This window comes from Comamonas halotolerans (genome assembly GCF_030162935.1).
GTDB lineage: Bacteria > Pseudomonadota > Gammaproteobacteria > Burkholderiales > Burkholderiaceae_C > Comamonas > Comamonas halotolerans.
The window spans coordinates 81350-102314 of the sequence record NZ_JASAUZ010000012.1 but is presented as its reverse complement, the minus strand read 5'-3'; the positions used below and the strand labels follow the sequence as shown (position 1 = coordinate 102314).

The window sequence follows — 20965 nt, the reverse complement described above, 5'->3', positions numbered from 1 at the left end:
GAGCACGCTGCGCCGGCCATCGTCATGGCGCGTGCAGCGGCTGCCCTTTCGCGGCTTTACTCAGGGCAACGAATGTCTTCCTGGAACCATTTTTGCGAAATCTTGGCGTAGCTGCCGTCCTTCAAGGATTCGGCAAATGCCTTGTTCCACGCGTCAGCCAAAGGCTGGTTGTCTTTGGCAACGGCTGCAGCGATCTTTTCCACAAACAGCAACTCGCCTTGGTGGAACTTGATCTTGGGGTTTTTCTGCAGCATTTCCTTGGCCAGGAAGCGTTCGGTTACCCAGGCATCGGAGCGCTTGGTCATCAGGGCGTTCATGGCAGCTTCGTTGGTGGGGAAGTTCACCACACGCTTGACGCCGGGAACGCTTTTTTGCACGTAGTCCAGATAGGTGGTTCCGGTCTGGGCGGATACGGTTTTGCCATCCAGATCCTTGCCTGCCTTGATGGCTGCGTCGGTGGAGATGACCTGCGCACCCGAGCAGTAATGAGGCGCAGTGAAGTTCACGGCCTTTTCACGTTCGGGCGTGATGCCGTGTGAGGAAATGACCAAGTCCCAACGGTCTTGCTTGAGGCCGGTGAGCAAAGCATCGAACGAGATGGTTTTCCACTCGAACTTCAACCCCATTTTTTGGGCCATCAGTTCGGCCAAATCCACTTCAAAGCCCACCAGCTTTTTGCCTTCAAAGTAGGCAAAAGGCGCGTAGTAGCCTTCGGTTGCGAGGCGGAGGGTGCCATCTTTTTGGATGGCATCCAAGCTACGGGCGTGGGCACCAGTAGCAGCCAGTACTGCCAAGGTGGCAGCGGCGATCACGGAAATGCGTTTCATGAGAGGTTCCTGGAGACAGTCGCAGGGTCCGGCCCCCGGCTCCAAGCGCTTGGAGCCTCCGCACGCACCACGCGGCGCGGAAACATAGGGGCCACAGCCGGCTAGCAAGGCCAGGGCTGTACCGCCCGGCAATCAGTGTTGATGCACTGATTGCCGGGCGGCCTGAGGGCGAAAGCAACTCTCGATTATAGAAGCCGCCCCTCTTTGTTGCAGACGGGTGTCTGAGCAGCCTTGAGGGATTCAGGCCCACTGTGTGCAAAGTTGCTCACGGCGCAAAGGCATCCCATCCGGTTTTAAGAATCAGCAGCCCTACCACGACAATAAAAATCACGCGGACAAAGCCAGCGCCGTGGCGCAGTGCCATCCAGGTACCCAATATGCTGCCCAGCACATTGGCAATGGCCAGTGGCACTGCAAAGTGCCACCAGACATGGCCCTTCATGGCAAACAGCAGGATGGCCGCCAAATTGGTGGTGACATTCATGAGCTTGGCATTGATGGATGCATTCAAGAAGTCGTAGCCCAGCAGACGTACCAGCAAGAACACAAAGAAACTGCCGGTGCCTGGGCCAAAAAAACCGTCATAAAAGCCAATGACCAAACCGATGGCTGCGGTGAGCCACTGGGTGGTGCGCTCGTTGTGCTGCGGCTTGTGCTCTCGACCCAGTTCTTTCTTTGCCAGGGTATAAATCAGCACACCCAGCAAGATAAAGGGCAGCAGCTTGCGCAGAAAATCGGGGTTGACCAGAGTGACGGCCCAAGCGCCAAGAAAAGCACCAACGCCTGCTGCAGCAATACCTGGAACGATGGTGCGCCAGGTGATATGGATCCGGCGGCTATATTGCCAGGTGGACATGGCAGTGCCCCAGACTGCGGCGCTTTTATTGGTGCCAAATAGCGTGGCAGGTGCGGCGTTGGGGAAAGCGGCGAACATGGCGGGGACCAAGATGAGGCCACCGCCGCCGACGATGGCATCCACAAAACCCGCAAGTGCTGATGCCAGAGAGACAAAAATCCATTCCATAGCCGTGCATTGTGCGCCCGGTGGGCAGCAAAAAGGTGTCACCCGCACAAACAAAAAGCGCCGGGGTTGCCGGCGCTTTGGAAAGGCATCTCATTGGCGGATGCTTTTTGAATATTGGTCTTGCTTGTGGATCGAGTTGTCTCCTCGGGCCCTCCTTGCTGCACCTTGGTGCGAGCTAGAGTGAATGGACTGTAAGCGCTGCATGATCTTGGTGCATCGGGGATTTCCCGCAAATATGGCGTGCATTGTCTGACAGCACGCCTTGTGCACAAGGGGTTGACCCAGAAAGTAATCCCTCGCGTTCTCCACCAAAAGCGAGCGCGGCAAGCAGCAGCTTAAGCAGTGAGTGACTGCAGCACTTCGGTCTCTGGTGTGTCCGCGACAGTGGGCAATGCAATCTGGCTCAGGCGTGCCTTTCGATCCGCACGAATCCATTCTGCAGCTTTTTCGGCCAGCATCAGTGTTGGGCTGTTGGTGTTGCCACTGGTGATGGTGGGCATGGCGCCAGCATCCACCACGCGCAATGCTTGTACGCCGCGTACGCGCAAGCGGCTGTCCAGCACCGCCATTTTGTCACTGTCACTCCCCATTTTGGTGGTGCCGACAGGGTGAAAAATGGTGGTTGCAATATCACCTGCCAGGCGCACCAAATCATCGTCGCTTTGATATTGCACACCGGGTTTCCACTCCTGCGGCTGATAGCGAGCCAGGGCGGGTTGGCTGACGATACGGCGTGTCACGCGCAAGCTTTCCGCGGCCACTCGTCGGTCTTCCTCGGTGCTCAGGTAGTTGGGTGCAATGGCTGGGGCATCTTCGAAGTTGGGACTCTTGATGCGCACAGTGCCACGGCTGCTGGGGTTGAGGTTGCAGACGCTGGCAGTGAATGCGGGGAAGTTGTGCAGCGGCTCTCCAAATGCATCGAGAGAAAGGGGCTGCACGTGGTATTGCAAATTAGGGTGCTCAAGCTCAGGGCGGCTGCGCGTGAAAGCACCCAGTTGGGACGGTGCCATGCTCATTGGTCCTGAGCGGCGCAGCAAGTATTCCCAGCCAATGCGCAGCTTGCCCAGGTTGGTGGCAGCCAAGGTATTGAGCGTGAGTGCATCGCTGATTTTGTAAACCGAACGGATTTGAAGGTGGTCTTGCAAATTGCTGCCTACACCGGGTAAGTCGTGTACCACGGCAATGCTTTTGTCATGCAGCAAATGACCAGGGCCAATGCCTGAGAGCTGCAGCAGCTGTGGCGAATTGATGGCTCCGGCGCAGACAATGACTTCTTCGGTGGCGGTCACCTGCTCCAGCCCGTCGCCAGACCAGACCTGCACACCGGTGCAGCGCAAGCTGCCGTCTGCTTGCCGCTCGGTGATGAGTCGCGTGGCCTGGGCCATGGTCCACATCTCGAAGTTAGGCCGGGCGTAGCATTTGGGGCGCAAAAAAGCCTTGGCAGTATTCCAGCGGAAGCCATCTTTTTGGTTGACCTCAAAGTAACCGACGCCTTCATTGTTGCCGGCATTGAAGTCTTGCGTGGCAGGAATGCCGGATTGCTGCGCAGCCTGAGCAAACGCGTCCAGGATATCCCAGCGCAGGCGTTGTTTTTCGACGCGCCATTCCCCCTTGTCGCCATGCAGTGCGGCAAAGCCTGCGTCCTGGGGCTGGCCTTCGTCCAGGCGCCAGTGACTCTCGTGGCGCTTGAAGGCGGGCAATACATTGTCCCAGCGCCAGGCGTCATCGCCCGTGAGCTGTGCCCACTGGTTGTAATCGCGCGCCTGGCCGCGCATATAGATCATGCCGTTGATGCTGGAGCAGCCGCCCAACGTCTTGCCGCGCGGGTAACGCAGGCTGCGTCCATTGAGTCCAGCATCAGCTTCTGTCTGGTAGAGCCAGTCGGTGCGTGGATTGCCGATGCAGTGCAAATAACCAACAGGGATATGGATCCAGTGGTAGTCGTCTTTGCGCCCGGCTTCGAGCAGAATTACGCGCACATTTCGGTCAGCGCTCAGGCGGTTGCAAAGCAAGGCGCCAGCAGTGCCGCCCCCAATGATGATGTAGTCGAAAGTGGTTTCACTCATGGTGGGCGCCGTCCAAGAACGGCCCAGAATCAAGCCGTCCGAGATGGAGGCCGCTTGCGTCATTTTGGGTAGAAGCCGCTGTCTGTCGATAGGGAAAGCGTGTAGTCCAATGCTGGCTGTGTCGCCGTCGTGCAGCCAGCGCTGACAGGGTGGCTGGGCTTGCGCCTTCGGTATCCGGGCAGAAAGCTTGTAAGCTTGTGCCAGTTTGGCTTTAGATCGCACTATGAATGACATTGCTCCTCGCTTACACCTTGCCTCGGACAACGAGGGGGCCTGGGTGCAACTGCAAGGGCGCTGGGGGGCGGCAGAGCTGGGACAGCGTGCGCATTGGGAGGCGGTGCAGCTTGCCTTGCAAGCCAGGGATGTGAAAGCGGCACAGGGGTGGGACTTGCAGCAGCTGCAATGGCTGGACCATATTGGCGCGCAGCTCTTATGGAGCCATTGGCAACGTCAATGGCCGCAGCACCTCAAGGCCACAGATTCGCAGCGGGCCATGCTGTCACGCATTGCTTCCTTGCAGCTGGCAGAGCCGCCAGTGGCCAAGCCTCTGGGCTTGATGGGACGTGTGAACCAACTGGGTTTGCTGGTGCTGCGTGCGCTGGGACACTTTCAGCATCTGGTACAGCTGATTGGTCAGTTGGCGATTGACCTGGTGTATCTGCTGCGTCATCCGCGCAAAGGGCCGTGGCGAGACTTTTCGGGGCACCTCTACAGCATGGGTGCCACAGCCTTGCCGATTACGGCCTTGGTGGGTTTTTTGATTGGCGTGGTGCTGGCGTATTTGATGGCGTTGCAGTTGCGGCAATTTGGTGCTGAAGCTTTTATTGTCGATATTTTGGGTATCTCATTGATCCGTGAGCTGGGTCCACTGCTTGCAGCCATTTTGGTGGCAGGCCGATCGGGCTCTTCCATTACGGCGCAAATCGGTGTGATGCGGGTGACCGAAGAGCTCGATGCCATGCAGGTCATGGGTATTCGACATGGCTTCAGACTGGTGATGCCACGAGCGATGGCACTGGCGCTGGCCATGCCGCTGATTTGTTTGTGGACCACTTTGGCCGCATTGGGCGGGGGCATGCTGGCCGCAGACTTGACCATGGGAATCTCTGCCGCTTTCTTCTGGGAAGCATTGCCGGATGCCGTGCAGATTGGCAACCTGGTGCTGGCGATGGCCAAATCCGTGGTGTTCGGTATTTTTATCGCCTTGATCGGTTGCCACTGGGGCTTGAGCGTGGAACCAAACACGCAGAGCCTGGGGCAGGGGACCACAGCGTCGGTGGTTTCATCCATCACCATGGTCATCATCGTGGATGCGATTTTTGCGATCGCTTTCAAGGATGTGGGGTTCTAAACTATGCATGCACAGACACCAGGCACCGAACCCGTTGTCATCGTCGACAAGCTGTGGAGCATTTTCGGCGAAGGTGACAAAGCATTTGCCGTGCACCAGGATCTGGACCTGACGGTGTATCGCGGTGAAATGCTGTCGATTGTGGGAGGCTCTGGCACGGGTAAAACGGTGCTGTTGCGACAAATTCTGGGCCTGCTGCAGCCGGGTAAAGGCAGTGTGACGACGCTGGGGCGGCCTGCTTTGGAGCTGTGCCAGGAAGGAGCTGCGGCGCGGGTTGGCATGCTGTTTCAACACGGCGCCTTGTACTCGGCCTTCAATGTGCTGGAGAACATCGGCTTTGCCTTGAGGGAGCAAGGCACGTTGCCAGACGCCATGGTGAACGAGGCCGCCATGATCAAGCTGCAAATGGTGGGGTTGAAGCCTGAGCATGCCACGCGCATGCCAGCTGACTTGTCGGGTGGCATGGTCAAGCGTGTGGCGTTGGCACGCGCCTTGATCATGGACCCGCCCCTGTTGCTGCTCGACGAGCCAACAGCAGGGCTGGATCCCACCAGCTCTGATGAGTTCTGCACTTTGCTGAGAGATCTTCACGCAGAACTGGGGCTGACCATGATCATGGTTACGCACGATCTGGACACTTTGTTTGCACTGTCCAGCCGTGTTGCCGTGCTGGCCGATAAAAAAGTCATCGTTACGGGCGCGCCGCGTGAAGTGGCGCAATTTCAGCATCCTTTTATTGAGACTTTCTTTCAGGGTGAGCGCGGTCGTCGTGCCATGGCGCCCGCACCCGTGGGAGGCAATTAAGTATGGAAAACAAATCACATGCCATGGCTGCCGGCACTTTTGTGCTGATTTTGGCGTTCATGCTGGCCGGGCTGACTTTATGGCTGACCCGAGATCGCCACGAGTACATGCTCTATGAGCTGTCGACTTCTGACGCTATCAGCGGACTGCAAAACCAGGCCACTGTGCGCTACAAGGGCGTGGCCGTTGGCAAGGTGACAGACATCACGTTTGATGATGTGCAGAAAGGGAATGTGCTGATTCGCATTGCTGTGGACAGCAAGGCTCCGGTATCTACCACCGGTACTTACGGCATGCTCGGTTATCAAGGTGTGACGGGGATTGCACACATTCAGCTCGATGATGTGACAGAGCCGATGCAAGCTTTGGAGCCTGGTGAGAGCGGTATTGCACGGCTGCCCATGAAGTCGTCGCCACTGAGCGTCCTGGCCGATCAGGGCATGACGATTTTGAGCAAGGTCGATGAGGCCACCAAGCGCATCAACCAATTGCTGGGCGATGAAAACCAGGCGCGTTTCAGCAGCTTGTTGAGCAATCTGTCGGAGGCAGCAGGCAATGTCAGCGATGTCACCCGCGCCATGGACACCGCCTTGCGTGAAGAGATAGCGCCGGCTGTCAAAGAATTCCCGGGCATGGCCCAGGATGCTCGCAAAGCGATGCAGGCCATGGAGCGCGCGGGCAATGAAGCAGGAAATCTGGCACAGGAAGTGCGCGGTATGGCGGCATCGATGCAAAAACAGGGTGGCGCGCTGGACCAGGTCACGCAAGGGGCGCAAACGATGGCACGTGCGGCAGAACGCTTTGACAGCCGTACCTTGCCGAGCATCAACCGGGCCGCTGACGATGTGTCATCCGCTGCGCGCAACTTGGGTAATGCTGCTTCAGGCATTGGCGATAACCCACAGTCTTTGATCTATGGCTTGGGCAATGACCTGCCAGGGCCTGGTGAAGCTGGTTTTGTAGCTCCTGCAGCCCGTTAGAAAAGGATTTTTCACCATGCATGTACGAATGGATTCCTGGATGATGCGCTTGGGGTGTGCGCTGGCTGTGGTGTGGCTGGCAGGCTGTTCGGCCCTGCCTTCTAGACCTGCGGCCAGTGTGCGTTATGACCTGGGGCTGGCAGATGTGAACCCTCCTGCCGCCACTGCCTCGGCTCCTATGGTGGCTCCCGTGCCTTTGGTCATGGCACCTGTACAGGCACTGAACATGCCGGAAGGTATGACGGCAATGCTGTACCGCCTGAATTATGCGGATGGGCAGCAATTGCGTGCCTACCAAAATGCTCGCTGGAGCCAACCGCCTGCCCAGATGCTGGAGCAACGCCTGCGTATGCGGCTGGGGCTGGAGCGCCCGCTGCTCTCCGAGCGTGATGAGATCAGTTTCCGTACCCCGGACAATCGCATGCTGGCAGTTCTGAAAATAGAGCTGAATGAGTTCAGCCACGTTTTTGAAAGTGTGAGCAGCAGCTATGCACTCGTGCATGTACGTGCCAGTTTGATTGCGCGGGATGCTCAAAGCGGAGGGAATATGCTGCAAGGCCAGCGCATTCTTACAGCGCAAGTTCCCGCTACTTCAGCGGATGCAGCCGGCGGAGCCCAGGCGATGGCTGCGGCAGTGGATGAAGTGGCCGGGCAGCTGAGTCGTTGGCTGCAGACCTACGGACGTTGAGGCACTTCTGGCAGCGATGGGCGGAATGGTCTGACCGTCTGGTTCCTGCATCGACTACGCCCTGCAGCGCAGTATCTTTTTAGATTAAAGCTTCGATTTGCACGAAAGTTTTCGACTGTTTCGGCGGCGAGATGTACGTGCATGCATCCTGTTTTTTTTTCATTGAGGAGGCGCTATGAACGAAGACCGTATTGCAGGCAACTGGAAGCAATTCAAGGGCAAGATTCGTGAACAGTGGGGCAAGCTCACAGATGATGATATAGATGTGGTTGCGGGCAAGCGCGATCAATTCCTGGGCAAGCTGCAAGAACGCCAGGGCATCGCAAAGGACGAAGCAGAAAAGCAGCTGGGTGACTGGCAAAAACGCAACCCGGACTTCCGCTGGGACGAGTAATTTCTGCTTGCTGTCAAGCATGGACAGTGTGTCCATTTTTTTTTGCGATAGACCATCGAAGGAGTCATCAATGTCATTGAGTACACGTTGTTTGGCCTTAGCGGCAACCGCCATGTTCGCCAGTTCTGCTTTTGCCTTGAGCAGCGACGAGTTCAAAGCTGAGAAAGAGCGTATCGCTGCGGAGTACAAGACTGCGAAAACGCAGTGCCATGCTCTGAGCGGCAACGCCAAGGATGTGTGTGAAGAAGAAGCCGAGGGGCGCGAGAAAATCGCCAAGGCTGAACTGGAACTGCGCAAGGACCCCAGTGAAAAGAATCGCTATGAACTTGCAAAAACCAAGGCGGATACTGCCTACGAGGTCGCCAAGGAAAAGTGCGATGACCTCAAGGGCAACGCTCAAGACGTGTGCGAGAAAGATGCCAAGGCCGAGCATGTGAAGGCGCTGGAAGCAGCCAAGGTAGCGGATGCCCGGGCAGATTCCAGCAAAGACGGGCAAGCCAAGGCGGCCAATGTCTCTGAAGTGCGCAAGGATGCGGCACAGAACGTACGCGAAGCAGAATACAAGGCTGCGAAAGAGCGCTGTGACTCCTTGTCTGGAGATGCCAAGGACAAGTGTGAAAACGACGCCAAACGTATGTTCGCGCAGTAATTGGCCTGGTATCTACGCAGGCCCTTTTGTGAAACTGATGCCCCGCTCGACGGGGCTTTTTTGCGCTGATGAAATAAAACTGTAAGTCAAAGCCTTGTGCTGGCTCTGCTTTGATGTGCCGCAAATCCTTAATCAATGTCAACCATAAGCTGGCGCTCGTTGTAACAACACATATAAAAAGGAGTTGCGCTATGGCCACACTTGAATGGTCCCCAGATTTGGTGCTGGACATTCCTGTCATGGATGAAACGCACAAGGAGTTTGTGGATCTGCTAGCCGGTGTTGAGAGCGCGGCAGATGCTCAGCTAGTGCCCTTGTGGCAAGCGTTGATTGAGCACACTGTAGAGCACTTCGGTCAAGAAGACCGCTGGATGGAGGCTACCGGGTTTGCAGTGGGCAATTGCCATGCGAGCCAGCACAAGGTGGTGCTGGAGATTATGCGTGAAGGCGCCCAGAAAGCCGAATCTGGCGACTACACCATGATTCGCGGCATGACGCCGGAGCTGGCCTCCTGGTTCAGTTACCACGCACAGACTATGGATGCGGCATTGGCGCAGCACATGCAAAGCCTGGGCTTTGACCCGGAAACAGGGGTGATGACCAATGCGCAGGCATTGCCGGAGGAGCTCATCAGTGGCTGCGGTGGTGCCTGCTCTCAACCCGAAGACCATGCCAAGCATGAGGCACAGGCGGAGAAAGTGGCGCAGGCTGCATTTTGAGTGGTTTTCGTTCTGCGCTGGCGGCGGCAAACGCTGGGGCAGAGCGAGCTTAGCCAGCAGCCAAAACCGGGAAAATTTTTATCAATCCGCCTGCCATCACCTCTACGGCCAGCGCCGCCAGAATCAGCCCCATCAGGCGCGTCATGACATTGATGCCTGTCTTGCCCAGGACCCGTGCGATCGGCTCCGCCATGGAAAAGCTGGCCCAGACGGCAGCAGCCACGACAACCCCATAACCTACCAGCGCCAAGTGTTGCCAGAACGTGGCAGCCTTGTCCGCATAGATCACCACTGTGGACATGGCTGCCGGGCCGGTCAGCAGGGGGATGGTTAGTGGCACTACGGCAATACTGTTGCCCATGGCCGCTTTTTCAGCTCCGGCTTCCAGTGTGTCCTCATGGCGTCGGTCTTCGGCTGGCCGGGCGTTGAGCATGTTCATGGCGCTGATCAGCAGCAGCAAGCCACCCCCCACCTGAAAGCTTTGAAGCGAGATGTTGAAGAAGTCCAGCACCTGAAGGCCAATCAAGGCACAGGCGGCAATCACCACAAAAGCACTGAACGCCGCAGTGCGAATGGTTTGTGCACGCTGCGCCGCATCAAAGCCCTCTGTGTAGTGGATGAAAAACGGGACAATCGCCAAAGGATTGATGATGGCGACGAGGGTAATCAGCGGTTTTAAATCCATGGGTGCTCAAGCCTGAGGCAAAGGATGGGTGTAAGTGGAACGCAGATTGCTTAAAGTCGCCATTGTGGTGGCCGAAGTCAATAAGGCGTTTGTGTGCACTCGGGCCACACACAACAACCATAAGGGGATTCAAGCATGGGTCATTTTGTACAGTTGGTGGCAGAAGATGGTAAGCAAATTCCCGCCTGGGTGGCTGAGCCGCAAGGCCAAGTACGCGGCGCGGTGGTTGTGGCGCAGGAAATTTTTGGCGTGAATGCCCATATTCGGGAGGTCACGGATCGCCTGGCAGAGCAGGGCTTCATTGCCATCGCACCTGCGCTATTTGCACGCTTGGCACCAGATGTGGAACTGGGCTATGACCAGGAGGGCGTGGCAGAGGGCAAGCAGTTCAAAGCAGCCGCAGAGGCTCTGCCAGGGCAGGGCGTGATGCAGGATATCCGTGCTGCTGCACGCTGGGCGAAGGAGCGCAGCGGCTGTAATGTGGGGATGGTGGGTTTTTGCTGGGGAGGCCTGCTGACATGGCGCGCGGCAAGCTTGATTGATGAGATTGCTGCAGCCGTGTGCTACTACGGTGGCGGGATGACCGTGCCACCTGAAATTGCGCGAACACCTCGTATTCCGGTGATGGCGCACTTCGGTCGTCGCGATGCCTATATTTCGCTGGACAGCGTTCAGGCTTTTAGTGCAGCACACCCTGAGGTGCAAGTGCATTTGTACGACGCGGACCACGGTTTCAATTGTGACCACCGGGGCGGCTACGATGAAGTCAGTGCAGTGCAGGCCAAAGATCGGACCTTGACTTTCTTTGAGCAGCATTTGAGCTGCGATGCGGGGCGAAGTGTTGGCGCTGAAAAGCGCTGAGGCACAGAGAATCAGCAATGGGCTGTCAGGAAGGGCTGAGCATCGACTCAGTCTTGTTCGCCGAGCAAGCTGGCTTTCTCGATGTAGCGGCGGCGCCAGAAGAACACCAGCAGCACGATGCCAATCAGGGCCATGGAGCCCATTGCCCACCAGAAACCGTCTTCTTTGTGTACCAGGGGCAGAACATCAAAGTTCATGCCGAACACGGCGGCGATCAGGTTCAATGGCAAAAAAATGGCTGTGAGTGTGGTCAATGTGCGCATGATGTCGTTGGCGCGGTTGCTCTGGGCAGAAAAATGCATCTGCACCGCTGCTTCAGCGCTTTGCTCCATGCGGTGCACATGGTGAATCACCCGTTCAATATGTTCCAGTACATCGCGCGAACGCACACGCAGCAGCTCTAGCGCACGGCGTTCGGACTTGCTGCTGTGCTCGTCTTGCCAGGTTTGCAGTGCGTCCAACCAGTCCTGGATGGCTGATCGCTGGTCTTCACAGATTTCATCGAGCTGGTGCAGCGCCATGCGTGCCTGCAAGACCTTGCCCCATTCGTTGAAGCGAGACTTGGGGTTGAGCAGCTGCATTTGCCAGACATCGATTTGCTTGGCCATCTCTCGCCGCAAGTTCAGAAAATCGTCCACCATCAGATTGATCTGGCGCAGCATCAAGTCAGCGCTGCTGGCTGGCAGACGGTTGGCAATGCCGCGTTTTTCGGGTGCTGTGCTGGGTGTCAGCAAGCGTTGCAGGCTCTGTGCCCGCACTTGGCATGCGCTGGAATGCACGCTCAATAGCAGCGCATCAAAGACAGCGTAGCCCACGGGTATGGTGGTAATGGCCTGGAGCGCGGTTTTTCCCGATGCATTGGCAGGCATCTCCAAACGTCGGAAAAGCATGACGTCATAGTCAGATGTGTAGTCGAACGTGGAGGGGATTTGCGCATTGAGCAAGTCTGAAATGTGCAAATCCACCAAAGTCGCACCGCATAGCTGGTGCAGCAGGGCCTGTACGGCAGGCAAATGGGCTTCGAACTCGTCGCGTTCTCCGGACAGCCAATAGAAGCTGTCGCCTTCAGGCTGGACCAAATGCGGTGCATCTGCGACAGGCCATGGGCCAAGGTCTTGAATGCGTTTGGTGGCGGGCTCTATCAGCAGCAGGCGCATGGTGGGTCAAGAAAATGACTGCGGGCGTGAAGACATCAGGCACAGGCAGTGCACAAAAACAAAAAAGGCAGCCCAGAGGCTGCCTGTGCATGGGAGGCCTACAGCTTACAGACCACGCAGTTTTTTCGCAGCATCAATGGCGAAGTAAGTCAGGATGCCATCAGCACCTGCGCGTTTGAAGGCCAGCAGCGCTTCCATCATGACGGCGTCGTGGTCGAGCCAGCCGTTGGCCGAGGCAGCCTTGATCATGGCGTACTCGCCGCTGACCTGATAGGCAAAGGTCGGAACCTTGAACTCGTCCTTGACGCGACGCACGATGTCCAGATAAGGCATGCCTGGCTTGACCATAACCATGTCTGCACCTTCGGCAATGTCCATGGCGACTTCACGCAGGGCCTCGTCGGTGTTGGCGGGGTCCATCTGGTAAACGTTCTTGTCGGCTTTGCCCAAAGCACCGCGCGTACCCACGGCATCACGGAAAGGCCCGTAAAAGCTGCTGGCGTACTTGGCGCTATATGCCATGATCTTGGTGTAGATATGGCCTTGCAGCTCTAACGCTTCACGTATGGCGCCAATGCGGCCATCCATCATGTCGCTGGGGGCGACCATGTCCACGCCGGCTTCAGCATGGGCCAGCGCTTGACCGACCAGAACTTCCACAGTCTCTTCATTGAGGATGTAACCGGTGTCGTCCAGGATACCGTCCTGGCCATGGCTGGTATACGGATCCAGGGCCACGTCGGTCATCACGCCCAACTGGGGGAATTCTTTTTTCAGGGCTCGAACCACACGAGGGATGAGACCATCGGGGTTCAGCGCTTCTTTGCCATCGGGTGTTTTCAGACTGGCATCAATGGCAGGAAAAAGCGCAAGCACGGGAATTTCCAGTTTGGCGCATTCCTCTGCGATGGGAAGCAACAGATCAAGGCTCAGGCGTTCCACACCGGGCATGGAGGCGATAGCTTCGCGGCGGTTGTTGCCTTCGTGCACAAACACGGGATAAATGAAGTCGTGCGCCGACAAGCGGCTTTCGCGCACCAGGTTACGGGTGAAGGCGTCGCGGCGCAGACGGCGTGGACGGCTTTGCGGGAAAGGGGTAGGGCTAGACAGATGCATGTCCGCCATTGTGCGCTTGTCCGCTCATCCTTGCGAGGTGGTGCGCTTGACGCAGGTAAAGCATTGGCTGCAAGCACCTTGGGGATTGTCCCTGTGTACGTGTTCGGGTGCGATTGCTAGATTTGCTGCTGAGCGCGGTTCGCCGCATTCCCTGCTTCACCTCCCTGAGCAGGCCTCTTCCAAGAGGATTTTCAAAGCCCGGCAGTGCCGGGCTTTTTTTATGTTCCGTCCTGCCCTTTACACTGTGTGCATGTTGTGGGTCAAAGCTTTTCATATCGTCTTCGTGACCAGCTGGTTTGCTGGTCTGTTTTATCTGCCGCGCATTTTTGTGAATCTGGCCATGGTGACGCCTGGCTCAGTGGCGGAGCGTGAGCGCTTGATCGGCATGTCGCAGCGCTTGTTGCGCTTTACCACGATCCTGGCTGTACCCGCAGTGGCGCTGGGCTTGTGGCTGTGGCTGGGATACGGCTTTGCGGGCGGATGGCTGCACGCCAAGCTGTTATTGGTGTTGGCGGTCATGGCCTACCACTACAGCTGTGCCGTGATGCTGCGTCAACTGGTGGCCGAAACCTGTCAGCGTAGCCACAGCTGGTTCCGTTGGTATAACGAGTTGCCCGTTTTGCTGTTGATGGCCATCGTGATTTTGGTGGTCGTCAAACCTTTCTAAATCGCGTACGCCTCAAGTTGAGGGGGGCTGACTGTGTTCAAAACTTCGGCGTGGCCACTGGCCATGCTGTACACCGCCATGATTGTCTTTGCCAGCCTGTTCCCTTTCGAAGGCTGGCGGGCGCAGGGCATTTCACCGTGGGTGTTTGTCTCGGCACCGTTGCCACCTCCATACTGGACGTGGTTTGACGTCAACATCAATGTGATCGGGTACGCCCCGCTGGGCTTTTTATTGGCGCTAGGAGGTCTGCGTAGCGGCTTGCGTGGCTGGTCACTGCCCATAGCCCTGGTAGTTGGCGCAGGGTTGTCGCTGTGCATGGAGTTCTTGCAGATCTATTTGCCGCGTCGAGTACCTTCGAATTTGGACTTTGTGCTCAATGCTGCAGGTGTACTGCTGGGTGCATTGGTGGCTGGTGCGCTGGAATGGCTGGGCGCCCTGGATCGCTGGAGTGTATTTCGCGAACGCTGGTTTGGTCAGCAGCCTCATGGCGGTCTTGTGCTCATCGGCCTGTGGCCGCTGGCACTGCTTTTTCCGCAGGTCCTGCCTTTCGGGCTGGGCCAGGTGCTGGAGCGGCTCGATAAAACACTCGATGCATGGCTGGAGGGCACACCCTTTATGGATTGGCTGCCTCTGCGTGAAGAACCTTTGGTGCCGTTGATGCCCAGCGCAGAGATGCTGTGCGTCATGCTCGGTCTGCTGGCGCCGTGCTTGCTGGGTTATATGCTGATTGATCACAAAGGGCGCCGTGCCATTTTTGCGCTGGTGACTTTGGTGGCAGGTCTGGCGGCGACAGGTTTGTCTTCAGCCATGGCCTATGGCCCCAATCATGCGTGGGAGTGGCTCACCTTGCCCACGCAGGCGGGCATGGTCGTGATGGTTTTTTTGGCCGCATGTGCGTTGCCTGTCCCGCGCCGCTGGTGTGCAGTGCTGCTGATTCTGGTGCTGATGTGGCAGCTTAACTGGCTCAATCAGGCGCCACTCAATCCCTATTTTGCAGACAGCCTGCAATCGTGGGAGCAAGGGCGGTTCATGCGGTTTTATGGTCTGGGGCAGTGGCTGGGTTGGGTCTGGCCCTATGCCGTGCTTGCTTATGTGGCACTTCGCCTGACTCAGCGGCCAGCGCAATCCTAGAATGAGTAAATCATGAGTGAAAACACACCCAGCGGCTACTACAGCCGCCATATTTTCTTTTGTCTGAATGAGCGCCCCAACGGGGAAGACTGCTGTGCCTTGCATGGAGCTAAAGCGGGCTTTGATCGCTGCAAGAAAGCGGTCAAGGACGCGGGTTTAGCTGGCAAGGGGCAAGTGCGTGTGAACAAGGCTGGCTGCCTGGATCGCTGTGCGGCAGGTCCGGTGGCCGTGGTTTACCCGGAAGGTACGTGGTACACCTTTGTGGACGATGCGGACATCGATGAAATTGTGGAGTCGCATCTCAAAAACGGTGAAATTGTTGAGCGACTGTTGGTACCACCGGAACTTGGTCGATAAAACAGACTCCCAGGTGGCAATGTGAGATTTCTGGCAACACGCTTGTCTGGTAAAAGCAGATTGCTATGAATAGAGTAGTATTTTGACGAGGACCGCTTTGAACGCCCAAACTGAACGTTTTTCTCTCACCGGCGCTGCCGGTTTGATTGAGGCTTTGCGGGACCGCCCCGCAGGCATGCCAAAGGGGGTTGCTGTAATTGCCCATCCCCATCCGTTGTTTGCTGGCACCATGGACAACAAGGTGGTGCAGACACTGGCTCGAGCCTTCGTACAGTCTGGGTGGGAGGCAGTCCGTTTCAATTTTCGAGGCGTAGGTGCCAGCGAGGGAGTGCACGATGGCGGACGTGGTGAGGCCCAGGACTTGATTGAGGTGGTGCGCCAAGTGGCTCCGCAAGGAGCGTTGGCGTTGGCGGGCTTCTCGTTTGGTGCGTTTGTAGCCACCCATGCCGTGGCGGCGCTTTGGGACGAGGGGCGCGTTGAGAAGGTGGTGCTGGTTGGCACTGCCGCCAGCCGCTTTGAGCCAGCACAGTTGCCTGTAGCGGCCCACGAGCGCACCTTGGTGTTGCACGGCGAGGCTGACGATACGGTTCCACTGCAGTCCGTGATGGACTGGGCTCGTCCACAGACACTGCCTGTAACAGTTGTGCCCGCTGGAGGTCATTTCTTCCACGGACAATTGCCCTTGCTCAAAGGGCTGGTGGCTCGCCACCTGAGTGCTTCACACCCGTGAAACACTTTCCTTGTGATCCTGATTAACTCGAGTTGTTCATGAAGCCTGTTTTTTCGACCTTGCGCACGTTGGCGCTGACCGCGGCCTTGGCTCCCTTGTGGGCCAATGCCCAGATTGCACAGTTGCAGCCACCAGAGATTGCGGCGCACACCTATATGCTCGTGGATGTAACGGCTAACCAGGTGCTGGCCTCCAAGGATGTGGATGCACCGGTTGAGCCTGCATCACTGACCAAGCTGATGACCGCGTACATGGTGTTTGATGCCCTGCGCGCCAAGAAGGTGACGCTGGAGCAACGTCTGCCTGTGAGCGAGCTGGCCTGGAAGATGCCAGGTTCGCGCATGTTCATTGATCCCAAGATGCAAGTGCCTGTGGAGGACTTGCTCAAAGGCATGATCGTGCAGTCGGGCAACGATGCGACCATGGCGTTGGCTGAAGGCGTTGGTGGCAGCAAAGAGAACTTTGTTCGCTTGATGAACGAGCAGGCCAAAGCGCTGGGCATGACCGGTACCACCTACAAGAACCCTGAAGGTTTGACCGAGCCAGGCCATGTCACCACAGCCCGTGACCTGTCCATCTTGGCCATGCGCCTGATGCGAGACTTCCCCGAGTACACCCACTATTACTCCATCAAGGAGTATCGCTACGAAGGCACGCCCGCAGCGAACAGCCGTAATCGCAACACCTTGCTGTTCCGTGACCCATCGGTGGATGGCCTGAAGACCGGGCATACGAATGCTGCGGGCTACTGTCTGGTGTCTACTGCCAATCGAGAAATTCCCAATGTGGGGGGGCGTCGCCTGCTTTCGATTTTGCTGGGTGCTGCCAGCGATAACGCACGTGCCAATGAAAGCCAGAAGCTGTTGAATTGGGGCTACACCGCATACGACGCAGTCAAGCTGTTTGATGCAGGCAAGGCCATGGAAGAGGCGCAGATCTGGAAGGGCTCGCAAGGCACCATCAAGATTGGCCGTGAAGGCGCAACCGTGGTGACCGTGCCATCAGGCAGTGCCGGCAAGATCACGACCCAGGTGGTGCGCACGGACCCCTTGATGGCGCCAGTGACCAAGGGGCAGCAAGTAGGTACCTTGAAGGTGCTGGTGGCGGAGCAGGTGGCTGCGGAGCTGCCTATCTTTGCGCTGGAAAGCGTGGATGAGGGCGGTTTCTTCAGCCGCCTGTGGGACACCATCCGACTGTGGATTCGTTAGGCGAAGTCGATGACAGACGCAGCATCCGGAATTTGCGGGTGCTTATCGTTTAATCACACATGACTTGCCCCAAGTTTGCCAAGCTGGTACATTTGAGGGCTTTTCGGAATTTCCGAAGGGTTTCACGTTTTCGTTTTTTACGTTTAGGGACGTATATATGCCAACCATTAATCAACTCGTGCGCCAGGGCCGCACGGTCGAAGTTGTTAAATCCAAGAGCCCTGCTATGGAAAACTGCCCCCAACGCCGTGGCGTGTGCACCCGTGTGTACACCACCACACCTAAGAAGCCTAACTCGGCTTTGCGTAAGGTGGCTAAGGTGCGTCTGACCAACGGTTTCGAAGTGATTTCGTATATCGGCGGTGAAGGCCACAACCTGCAAGAGCACAGCGTTGTGCTGGTGCGTGGCGGTCGTGTAAAGGACTTGCCAGGTGTGCGTTACCACATCGTTCGCGGTTCTCTGGACCTGCAAGGTGTGAAGGATCGTAAGCAAGCCCGTTCCAAGTACGGTGCTAAGAAGCCTAAGGCTAAGTAATTAGCTTTTCGGTTCTAGAACACATCGGTGTTTGATTCGCCTGACTGGCGCGGTCAAACGTAGTGGCCCGAAGCGCAAATGTTTTGCGTGGGTCGAGTAAGTGAGAGTTTTTTTGAATGGCTCTCGCGGTGCCTGAAAAGTCACCAACTGAAGCAAAGATAGAGGTAAAAATGCCACGTCGTCGCGAAGTCCCCAAACGTGAAATCCTGCCAGATCCTAAGTTTGGCAATGTAGAGCTGTCCAAATTCATGAACGTGATCATGGAAGGCGGCAAGAAGGCAGTTGCAGAGCGCATCATTTACGGTGCTCTGGATCTGATCGCCAAGAAGCAACCTGAGAAGGAAGCTCTGGAAGTTTTCGTTACTGCTATCAACAACGTGAAGCCCATGGTGGAAGTGAAGTCCCGCCGCGTGGGTGGTGCTAACTACCAGGTGCCCGTTGAAGTGCGTCCTGTTCGTCGCTTGGCTCTGTCCATGCGTTGGATCAAGGAAGCTGCCCGTAAGCGTGGTGAGAAGTCGATGGCCCAACGTCTGGCCAACGAACTGATGGAAGCCACCGAAGGCCGTGGCGGCGCCATGAAGAAGCGTGACGAAGTGCACCGTATGGCCGAAGCCAACAAGGCATTCAGCCACTTCCGCTTCTAATCTGCTTATTGCAGGTTGAAACAAGACGGGCCGCTCGCAAATCTTGCCTGCGGCCTTGTCTCGATTCAAGGCACCCCCATATAGTACTGCTGGCCCCAGCGCACAAGGCCGGGTAAAGGCAGACTCTCCCCCCGATCAATCAAGGATCAATCATGGCTCGCAAGACCCCCATTGGCCGTTATCGCAACATCGGTATCTCGGCCCACATTGACGCAGGTAAGACCACGACTTCTGAGCGTATCCTGTTTTATACAGGTGTAACCCACAAGCTGGGTGAAGTGCACGACGGCGCTGCGACCACCGACTGGATGGAGCAAGAGCAAGAACGCGGTATCACGATCACCTCGTCTGCTGTGACCTGCTTCTGGAAGGGTATGGACCTGTCCCGCCCCGAGCACCGCATCAATATCATCGACACCCCCGGCCACGTGGACTTCACTATTGAAGTTGAGCGCTCCATGCGCGTGCTGGACGGCGCTGTGATGGTGTATTGCGCCGTGGGTGGCGTGCAGCCACAGTCGGAAACTGTGTGGCGTCAAGCTAACAAGCACAAAGTGCCTCGTCTGGCCTTTGTGAACAAGATGGACCGTACTGGTGCCAACTTCTTCAAGGTCGTGGACCAGATGAAGCTGCGCCTGAAGGCCAATCCAGTGCCAATCGTGGTGCCAATCGGCGCGGAAGACAACTTCCAAGGCGTGGTGGACCTGATCAAGATGAAGGCCATCTACTGGGATGAAGCTTCCCAGGGCATGAAGTTCGAATACCGCGACATTCCTGCAGAACTGGTTGAGGTGGCACAGAAGTGGCGCGAAAACATGGTGGAAGCTGCTGCTGAAGCCAACGAAGAGCTGATGAACAAGTACCTGGAAGAAGGTGACTTGTCCGAAGAGGAAATCATCTCCGCTCTGCGTCAGCGCACCATCGCTACCGAAATCCAGCCAATGCTGTGCGGCTCGGCTTTCAAGAACAAGGGCGTGCAGCGTATGCTGGACGCGGTGCTGGATCTGCTGCCTGCTCCTACCGACATTCCTGACGTCACTGGTACTGATCCTGATGACGAAGAGAAGAAGCTGTCGCGTAAGGCTGACGACGACGAGAAGTTCTCTGCGCTGGCATTCAAGCTGATGACCGACCCATTCGTTGGTCAGCTGACTTTCGTGCGCGTGTACTCCGGTGTTCTGACCAAGGGTGAAACCGTTCTGAATGCTGTGAAGGGCAAGAAAGAGCGTATCGGCCGTATCGTTCAGATGCACGCCAATGAGCGCCAGGAAGTGGAAGAAATCCGCGCTGGTGACATCGCTGCATGCGTGGGCCTGAAGGATGTGACCACTGGTGAAACCCTGTGCGACATCGCAGCACCTATCGTGCTGGAGCGCATGGTGTTCCCTGAGCCCGTGATTGCACAGGCTGTGGAGCCCAAGTCCAAGGCTGACCAGGAAAAGATGGGTATTGCCCTGTCTCGTCTGGCTGCTGAAGATCCATCTTTCCGCGTGCGTACCGACGAAGAATCCGGCCAGACCATCATTGCTGGTATGGGTGAGTTGCACCTGGAAATTATTGTTGACCGCATGAAGCGCGAGTTCAACGTGGAAGCCAATGTGGGCAAGCCCCAGGTTGCATACCGCGAAACCGTGCGCAGCACCGTCAAGGACGTGGACGGCAAGTTCGTTCGTCAGTCTGGTGGTAAGGGTCAGTACGGTCACGTGGTGTTCACGCTGGAGCCACAGGAAGCCGGTAAGGGCTTTGAGTTCGTGGACGAAATCAAGGGTGGTGTGGTTCCTCGCGAATACATCCCTGCGGTTGAAAAGGGTGTGATCGAAGCGCTGACAACCGGCGTTTTGGCTGGCTACCCCGTCGTGGACGTGAAGGTGCGTCTGACATTCGGCTCGTACCACGATGTGGACTCGTCCGAACAGGCGTTCAAGATGGCTGCTATCTTTGGTTTCAAGGAAGCTGCCAAGAAGGCCAATCCCGTCATTCTGGAACCCATGATGGCTGTGGAAGTGGAAACACCTGAGGACTACGCTGGTACCGTGATGGGTGACTTGTCGTCCCGCCGCGGTATGGTGCAGGGCATGGAAGACATGGTTGGTGGCGGCAAGGCCATCAAGGCAGAAGTGCCTCTGTCGGAAATGTTCGGCTACGCCACTTCGCTGCGTTCGCAGACGCAAGGCCGTGCGACTTACACCATGGAATTCAAGCACTACGCTGAAGCTCCTCGCAACGTGGCTGAAGCCATTGTTGCTGCACGTGCCAAGTAATTGCCAGATCAGTCATAATTGACTGTTTGGTTGCGGCAAGCCCTGAGTTTGCCGCAGTTGGATTGCCGGTCTGCGATCGCATGCCACTTTGTTCCCTGTGCGAAGTGAATC

The 20965-nt window shown here is 56.9% G+C and carries 22 protein-coding genes; 16 read left to right on the top strand and 6 right to left on the bottom strand.

The features are described 5' to 3' along the window. Positions 1-56 precede the first annotated feature (56 nt). The 3 genes from QEP11_RS07795 to QEP11_RS07785 all read right to left on the bottom strand — a co-directional run bounded on the left by QEP11_RS07795 (position 57) and on the right by QEP11_RS07785 (position 3917). Positions 57-827 carry an ABC transporter substrate-binding protein gene (locus tag QEP11_RS07795; RefSeq protein ID WP_284336072.1) on the bottom strand — a complete coding sequence of 257 codons (771 nt, stop codon included), beginning with the start codon at positions 825-827 and terminating at the stop codon, positions 57-59. Positions 828-1092: 265 nt separating this feature from the next. After that, positions 1093-1851, bottom strand: a complete 759-nt coding sequence (locus QEP11_RS07790) for a sulfite exporter TauE/SafE family protein (RefSeq protein ID WP_284336071.1) — start codon at positions 1849-1851, stop codon at positions 1093-1095. A gap of 335 nt (positions 1852-2186) precedes the next feature. Continuing rightward, positions 2187-3917, bottom strand: a complete 1731-nt coding sequence (locus QEP11_RS07785; RefSeq protein ID WP_284336384.1) for a GMC family oxidoreductase — start codon at positions 3915-3917, stop codon at positions 2187-2189. Positions 3918-4140: 223 nt separating this feature from the next. Here QEP11_RS07785 and QEP11_RS07780 point away from each other — a divergent pair, with 223 nt between their 5' ends. The 7 genes from QEP11_RS07780 to QEP11_RS07750 all read left to right on the top strand — a co-directional run bounded on the left by QEP11_RS07780 (position 4141) and on the right by QEP11_RS07750 (position 9502). Beyond that, positions 4141-5268, top strand: a complete 1128-nt coding sequence (locus QEP11_RS07780) for an MlaE family ABC transporter permease (protein ID WP_284336070.1) — start codon at positions 4141-4143, stop codon at positions 5266-5268. Between the two features lie 3 nt (positions 5269-5271). Next, positions 5272-6072, top strand: coding sequence for an ABC transporter ATP-binding protein (locus QEP11_RS07775; protein ID WP_284336069.1), 801 nt, complete (start codon positions 5272-5274; stop codon positions 6070-6072). Between the two features lie 2 nt (positions 6073-6074). Beyond that, complete coding sequence (locus QEP11_RS07770) at positions 6075-7052, top strand: MlaD family protein (RefSeq protein ID WP_284336068.1); 978 nt, start codon at positions 6075-6077, stop codon at positions 7050-7052. Positions 7053-7068: 16 nt separating this feature from the next. After that, positions 7069-7740, top strand: a complete 672-nt coding sequence (locus QEP11_RS07765) for an ABC-type transport auxiliary lipoprotein family protein (protein WP_284336067.1) — start codon at positions 7069-7071, stop codon at positions 7738-7740. A gap of 175 nt (positions 7741-7915) precedes the next feature. Next, entirely contained in the window at positions 7916-8134 is a 219-nt protein-coding gene (locus QEP11_RS07760) for a CsbD family protein (RefSeq protein ID WP_284336066.1), read from the top strand. Between the two features lie 70 nt (positions 8135-8204). Then, positions 8205-8783, top strand: coding sequence for a hypothetical protein (locus QEP11_RS07755; RefSeq protein WP_284336065.1), 579 nt, complete (start codon positions 8205-8207; stop codon positions 8781-8783). 191 nt (positions 8784-8974) lie between these two features. Next, positions 8975-9502 (top strand): hemerythrin domain-containing protein, encoded by a 528-nt coding sequence (locus QEP11_RS07750; protein WP_284336064.1) that lies wholly within the window; start codon positions 8975-8977, stop codon positions 9500-9502. Between the two features lie 49 nt (positions 9503-9551). Here the strand turns inward: QEP11_RS07750 and QEP11_RS07745 are convergent, their stop codons facing one another. Then, positions 9552-10187 (bottom strand): MarC family protein, encoded by a 636-nt coding sequence (locus QEP11_RS07745; RefSeq protein WP_284336063.1) that lies wholly within the window; start codon positions 10185-10187, stop codon positions 9552-9554. A gap of 135 nt (positions 10188-10322) precedes the next feature. Between QEP11_RS07745 and QEP11_RS07740 the strand changes: the two genes are divergently transcribed. Then, on the top strand, positions 10323-11048 hold the full coding sequence (locus QEP11_RS07740; RefSeq protein ID WP_284336062.1) for a dienelactone hydrolase family protein: 726 nt from the start codon (positions 10323-10325) through the stop codon (positions 11046-11048). A 47-nt stretch (positions 11049-11095) separates the two neighbouring features. Here the strand turns inward: QEP11_RS07740 and QEP11_RS07735 are convergent, their stop codons facing one another. After that, positions 11096-12205 carry a magnesium transporter CorA family protein gene (locus QEP11_RS07735; protein WP_284336061.1) on the bottom strand — a complete coding sequence of 370 codons (1110 nt, stop codon included), beginning with the start codon at positions 12203-12205 and terminating at the stop codon, positions 11096-11098. 105 nt (positions 12206-12310) lie between these two features. Continuing rightward, positions 12311-13321: a porphobilinogen synthase gene (hemB, locus tag QEP11_RS07730; RefSeq protein WP_284336383.1), complete on the bottom strand. Its 1011-nt coding sequence runs from the start codon at positions 13319-13321 to the stop codon at positions 12311-12313. 250 nt (positions 13322-13571) lie between these two features. On the opposite strand from hemB, the gene QEP11_RS07725 reads away from it, so the two are divergent. The 8 genes from QEP11_RS07725 (at position 13572) to fusA (ending at position 20854) form a co-directional block, all read left to right on the top strand. Next, complete coding sequence (locus tag QEP11_RS07725) at positions 13572-13988, top strand: CopD family protein (protein ID WP_284336060.1); 417 nt, start codon at positions 13572-13574, stop codon at positions 13986-13988. A 33-nt stretch (positions 13989-14021) separates the two neighbouring features. After that, positions 14022-15119: a VanZ family protein gene (locus QEP11_RS07720; protein WP_284336059.1), complete on the top strand. Its 1098-nt coding sequence runs from the start codon at positions 14022-14024 to the stop codon at positions 15117-15119. A gap of 12 nt (positions 15120-15131) precedes the next feature. Further along, positions 15132-15476 (top strand): (2Fe-2S) ferredoxin domain-containing protein, encoded by a 345-nt coding sequence (locus QEP11_RS07715; RefSeq protein WP_284336058.1) that lies wholly within the window; start codon positions 15132-15134, stop codon positions 15474-15476. Between the two features lie 97 nt (positions 15477-15573). After that, entirely contained in the window at positions 15574-16206 is a 633-nt protein-coding gene (locus tag QEP11_RS07710; protein WP_284336057.1) for an alpha/beta hydrolase, read from the top strand. A gap of 38 nt (positions 16207-16244) precedes the next feature. Next, positions 16245-17414, top strand: a complete 1170-nt coding sequence (locus tag QEP11_RS07705; protein WP_284336056.1) for a D-alanyl-D-alanine carboxypeptidase family protein — start codon at positions 16245-16247, stop codon at positions 17412-17414. A gap of 157 nt (positions 17415-17571) precedes the next feature. Next, entirely contained in the window at positions 17572-17949 is a 378-nt protein-coding gene (gene rpsL / locus QEP11_RS07700; RefSeq protein ID WP_003059441.1) for a 30S ribosomal protein S12, read from the top strand. A gap of 170 nt (positions 17950-18119) precedes the next feature. Beyond that, entirely contained in the window at positions 18120-18593 is a 474-nt protein-coding gene (rpsG, locus tag QEP11_RS07695) for a 30S ribosomal protein S7 (protein ID WP_219163511.1), read from the top strand. A gap of 152 nt (positions 18594-18745) precedes the next feature. Then, positions 18746-20854 (top strand): elongation factor G, encoded by a 2109-nt coding sequence (gene fusA, locus QEP11_RS07690; protein WP_284336055.1) that lies wholly within the window; start codon positions 18746-18748, stop codon positions 20852-20854. The last annotated feature ends 111 nt before the right edge of the window (positions 20855-20965 follow it).

Coding starts and splice junctions, on each gene's coding strand:
- QEP11_RS07795 (WP_284336072.1), bottom strand. CDS start 827: ATGAAACGCATTTCCGTGATCGCCGCTGCCACCTTGGCAGTACTGGCT.
- QEP11_RS07790 (WP_284336071.1), bottom strand. CDS start 1,851: ATGGAATGGATTTTTGTCTCTCTGGCATCAGCACTTGCGGGTTTTGTG.
- QEP11_RS07785 (WP_284336384.1), bottom strand. CDS start 3,917: ATGAGTGAAACCACTTTCGACTACATCATCATTGGGGGCGGCACTGCT.
- QEP11_RS07780 (WP_284336070.1), top strand. CDS start 4,141: ATGAATGACATTGCTCCTCGCTTACACCTTGCCTCGGACAACGAGGGG.
- QEP11_RS07775 (WP_284336069.1), top strand. CDS start 5,272: ATGCATGCACAGACACCAGGCACCGAACCCGTTGTCATCGTCGACAAG.
- QEP11_RS07770 (WP_284336068.1), top strand. CDS start 6,075: ATGGAAAACAAATCACATGCCATGGCTGCCGGCACTTTTGTGCTGATT.
- QEP11_RS07765 (WP_284336067.1), top strand. CDS start 7,069: ATGCATGTACGAATGGATTCCTGGATGATGCGCTTGGGGTGTGCGCTG.
- QEP11_RS07760 (WP_284336066.1), top strand. CDS start 7,916: ATGAACGAAGACCGTATTGCAGGCAACTGGAAGCAATTCAAGGGCAAG.
- QEP11_RS07755 (WP_284336065.1), top strand. CDS start 8,205: ATGTCATTGAGTACACGTTGTTTGGCCTTAGCGGCAACCGCCATGTTC.
- QEP11_RS07750 (WP_284336064.1), top strand. CDS start 8,975: ATGGCCACACTTGAATGGTCCCCAGATTTGGTGCTGGACATTCCTGTC.
- QEP11_RS07745 (WP_284336063.1), bottom strand. CDS start 10,187: ATGGATTTAAAACCGCTGATTACCCTCGTCGCCATCATCAATCCTTTG.
- QEP11_RS07740 (WP_284336062.1), top strand. CDS start 10,323: ATGGGTCATTTTGTACAGTTGGTGGCAGAAGATGGTAAGCAAATTCCC.
- QEP11_RS07735 (WP_284336061.1), bottom strand. CDS start 12,205: ATGCGCCTGCTGCTGATAGAGCCCGCCACCAAACGCATTCAAGACCTT.
- hemB (WP_284336383.1), bottom strand. CDS start 13,321: ATGCATCTGTCTAGCCCTACCCCTTTCCCGCAAAGCCGTCCACGCCGT.
- QEP11_RS07725 (WP_284336060.1), top strand. CDS start 13,572: ATGTTGTGGGTCAAAGCTTTTCATATCGTCTTCGTGACCAGCTGGTTT.
- QEP11_RS07715 (WP_284336058.1), top strand. CDS start 15,132: ATGAGTGAAAACACACCCAGCGGCTACTACAGCCGCCATATTTTCTTT.
- QEP11_RS07705 (WP_284336056.1), top strand. CDS start 16,245: ATGAAGCCTGTTTTTTCGACCTTGCGCACGTTGGCGCTGACCGCGGCC.
- rpsL (WP_003059441.1), top strand. CDS start 17,572: ATGCCAACCATTAATCAACTCGTGCGCCAGGGCCGCACGGTCGAAGTT.
- rpsG (WP_219163511.1), top strand. CDS start 18,120: ATGCCACGTCGTCGCGAAGTCCCCAAACGTGAAATCCTGCCAGATCCT.
- fusA (WP_284336055.1), top strand. CDS start 18,746: ATGGCTCGCAAGACCCCCATTGGCCGTTATCGCAACATCGGTATCTCG.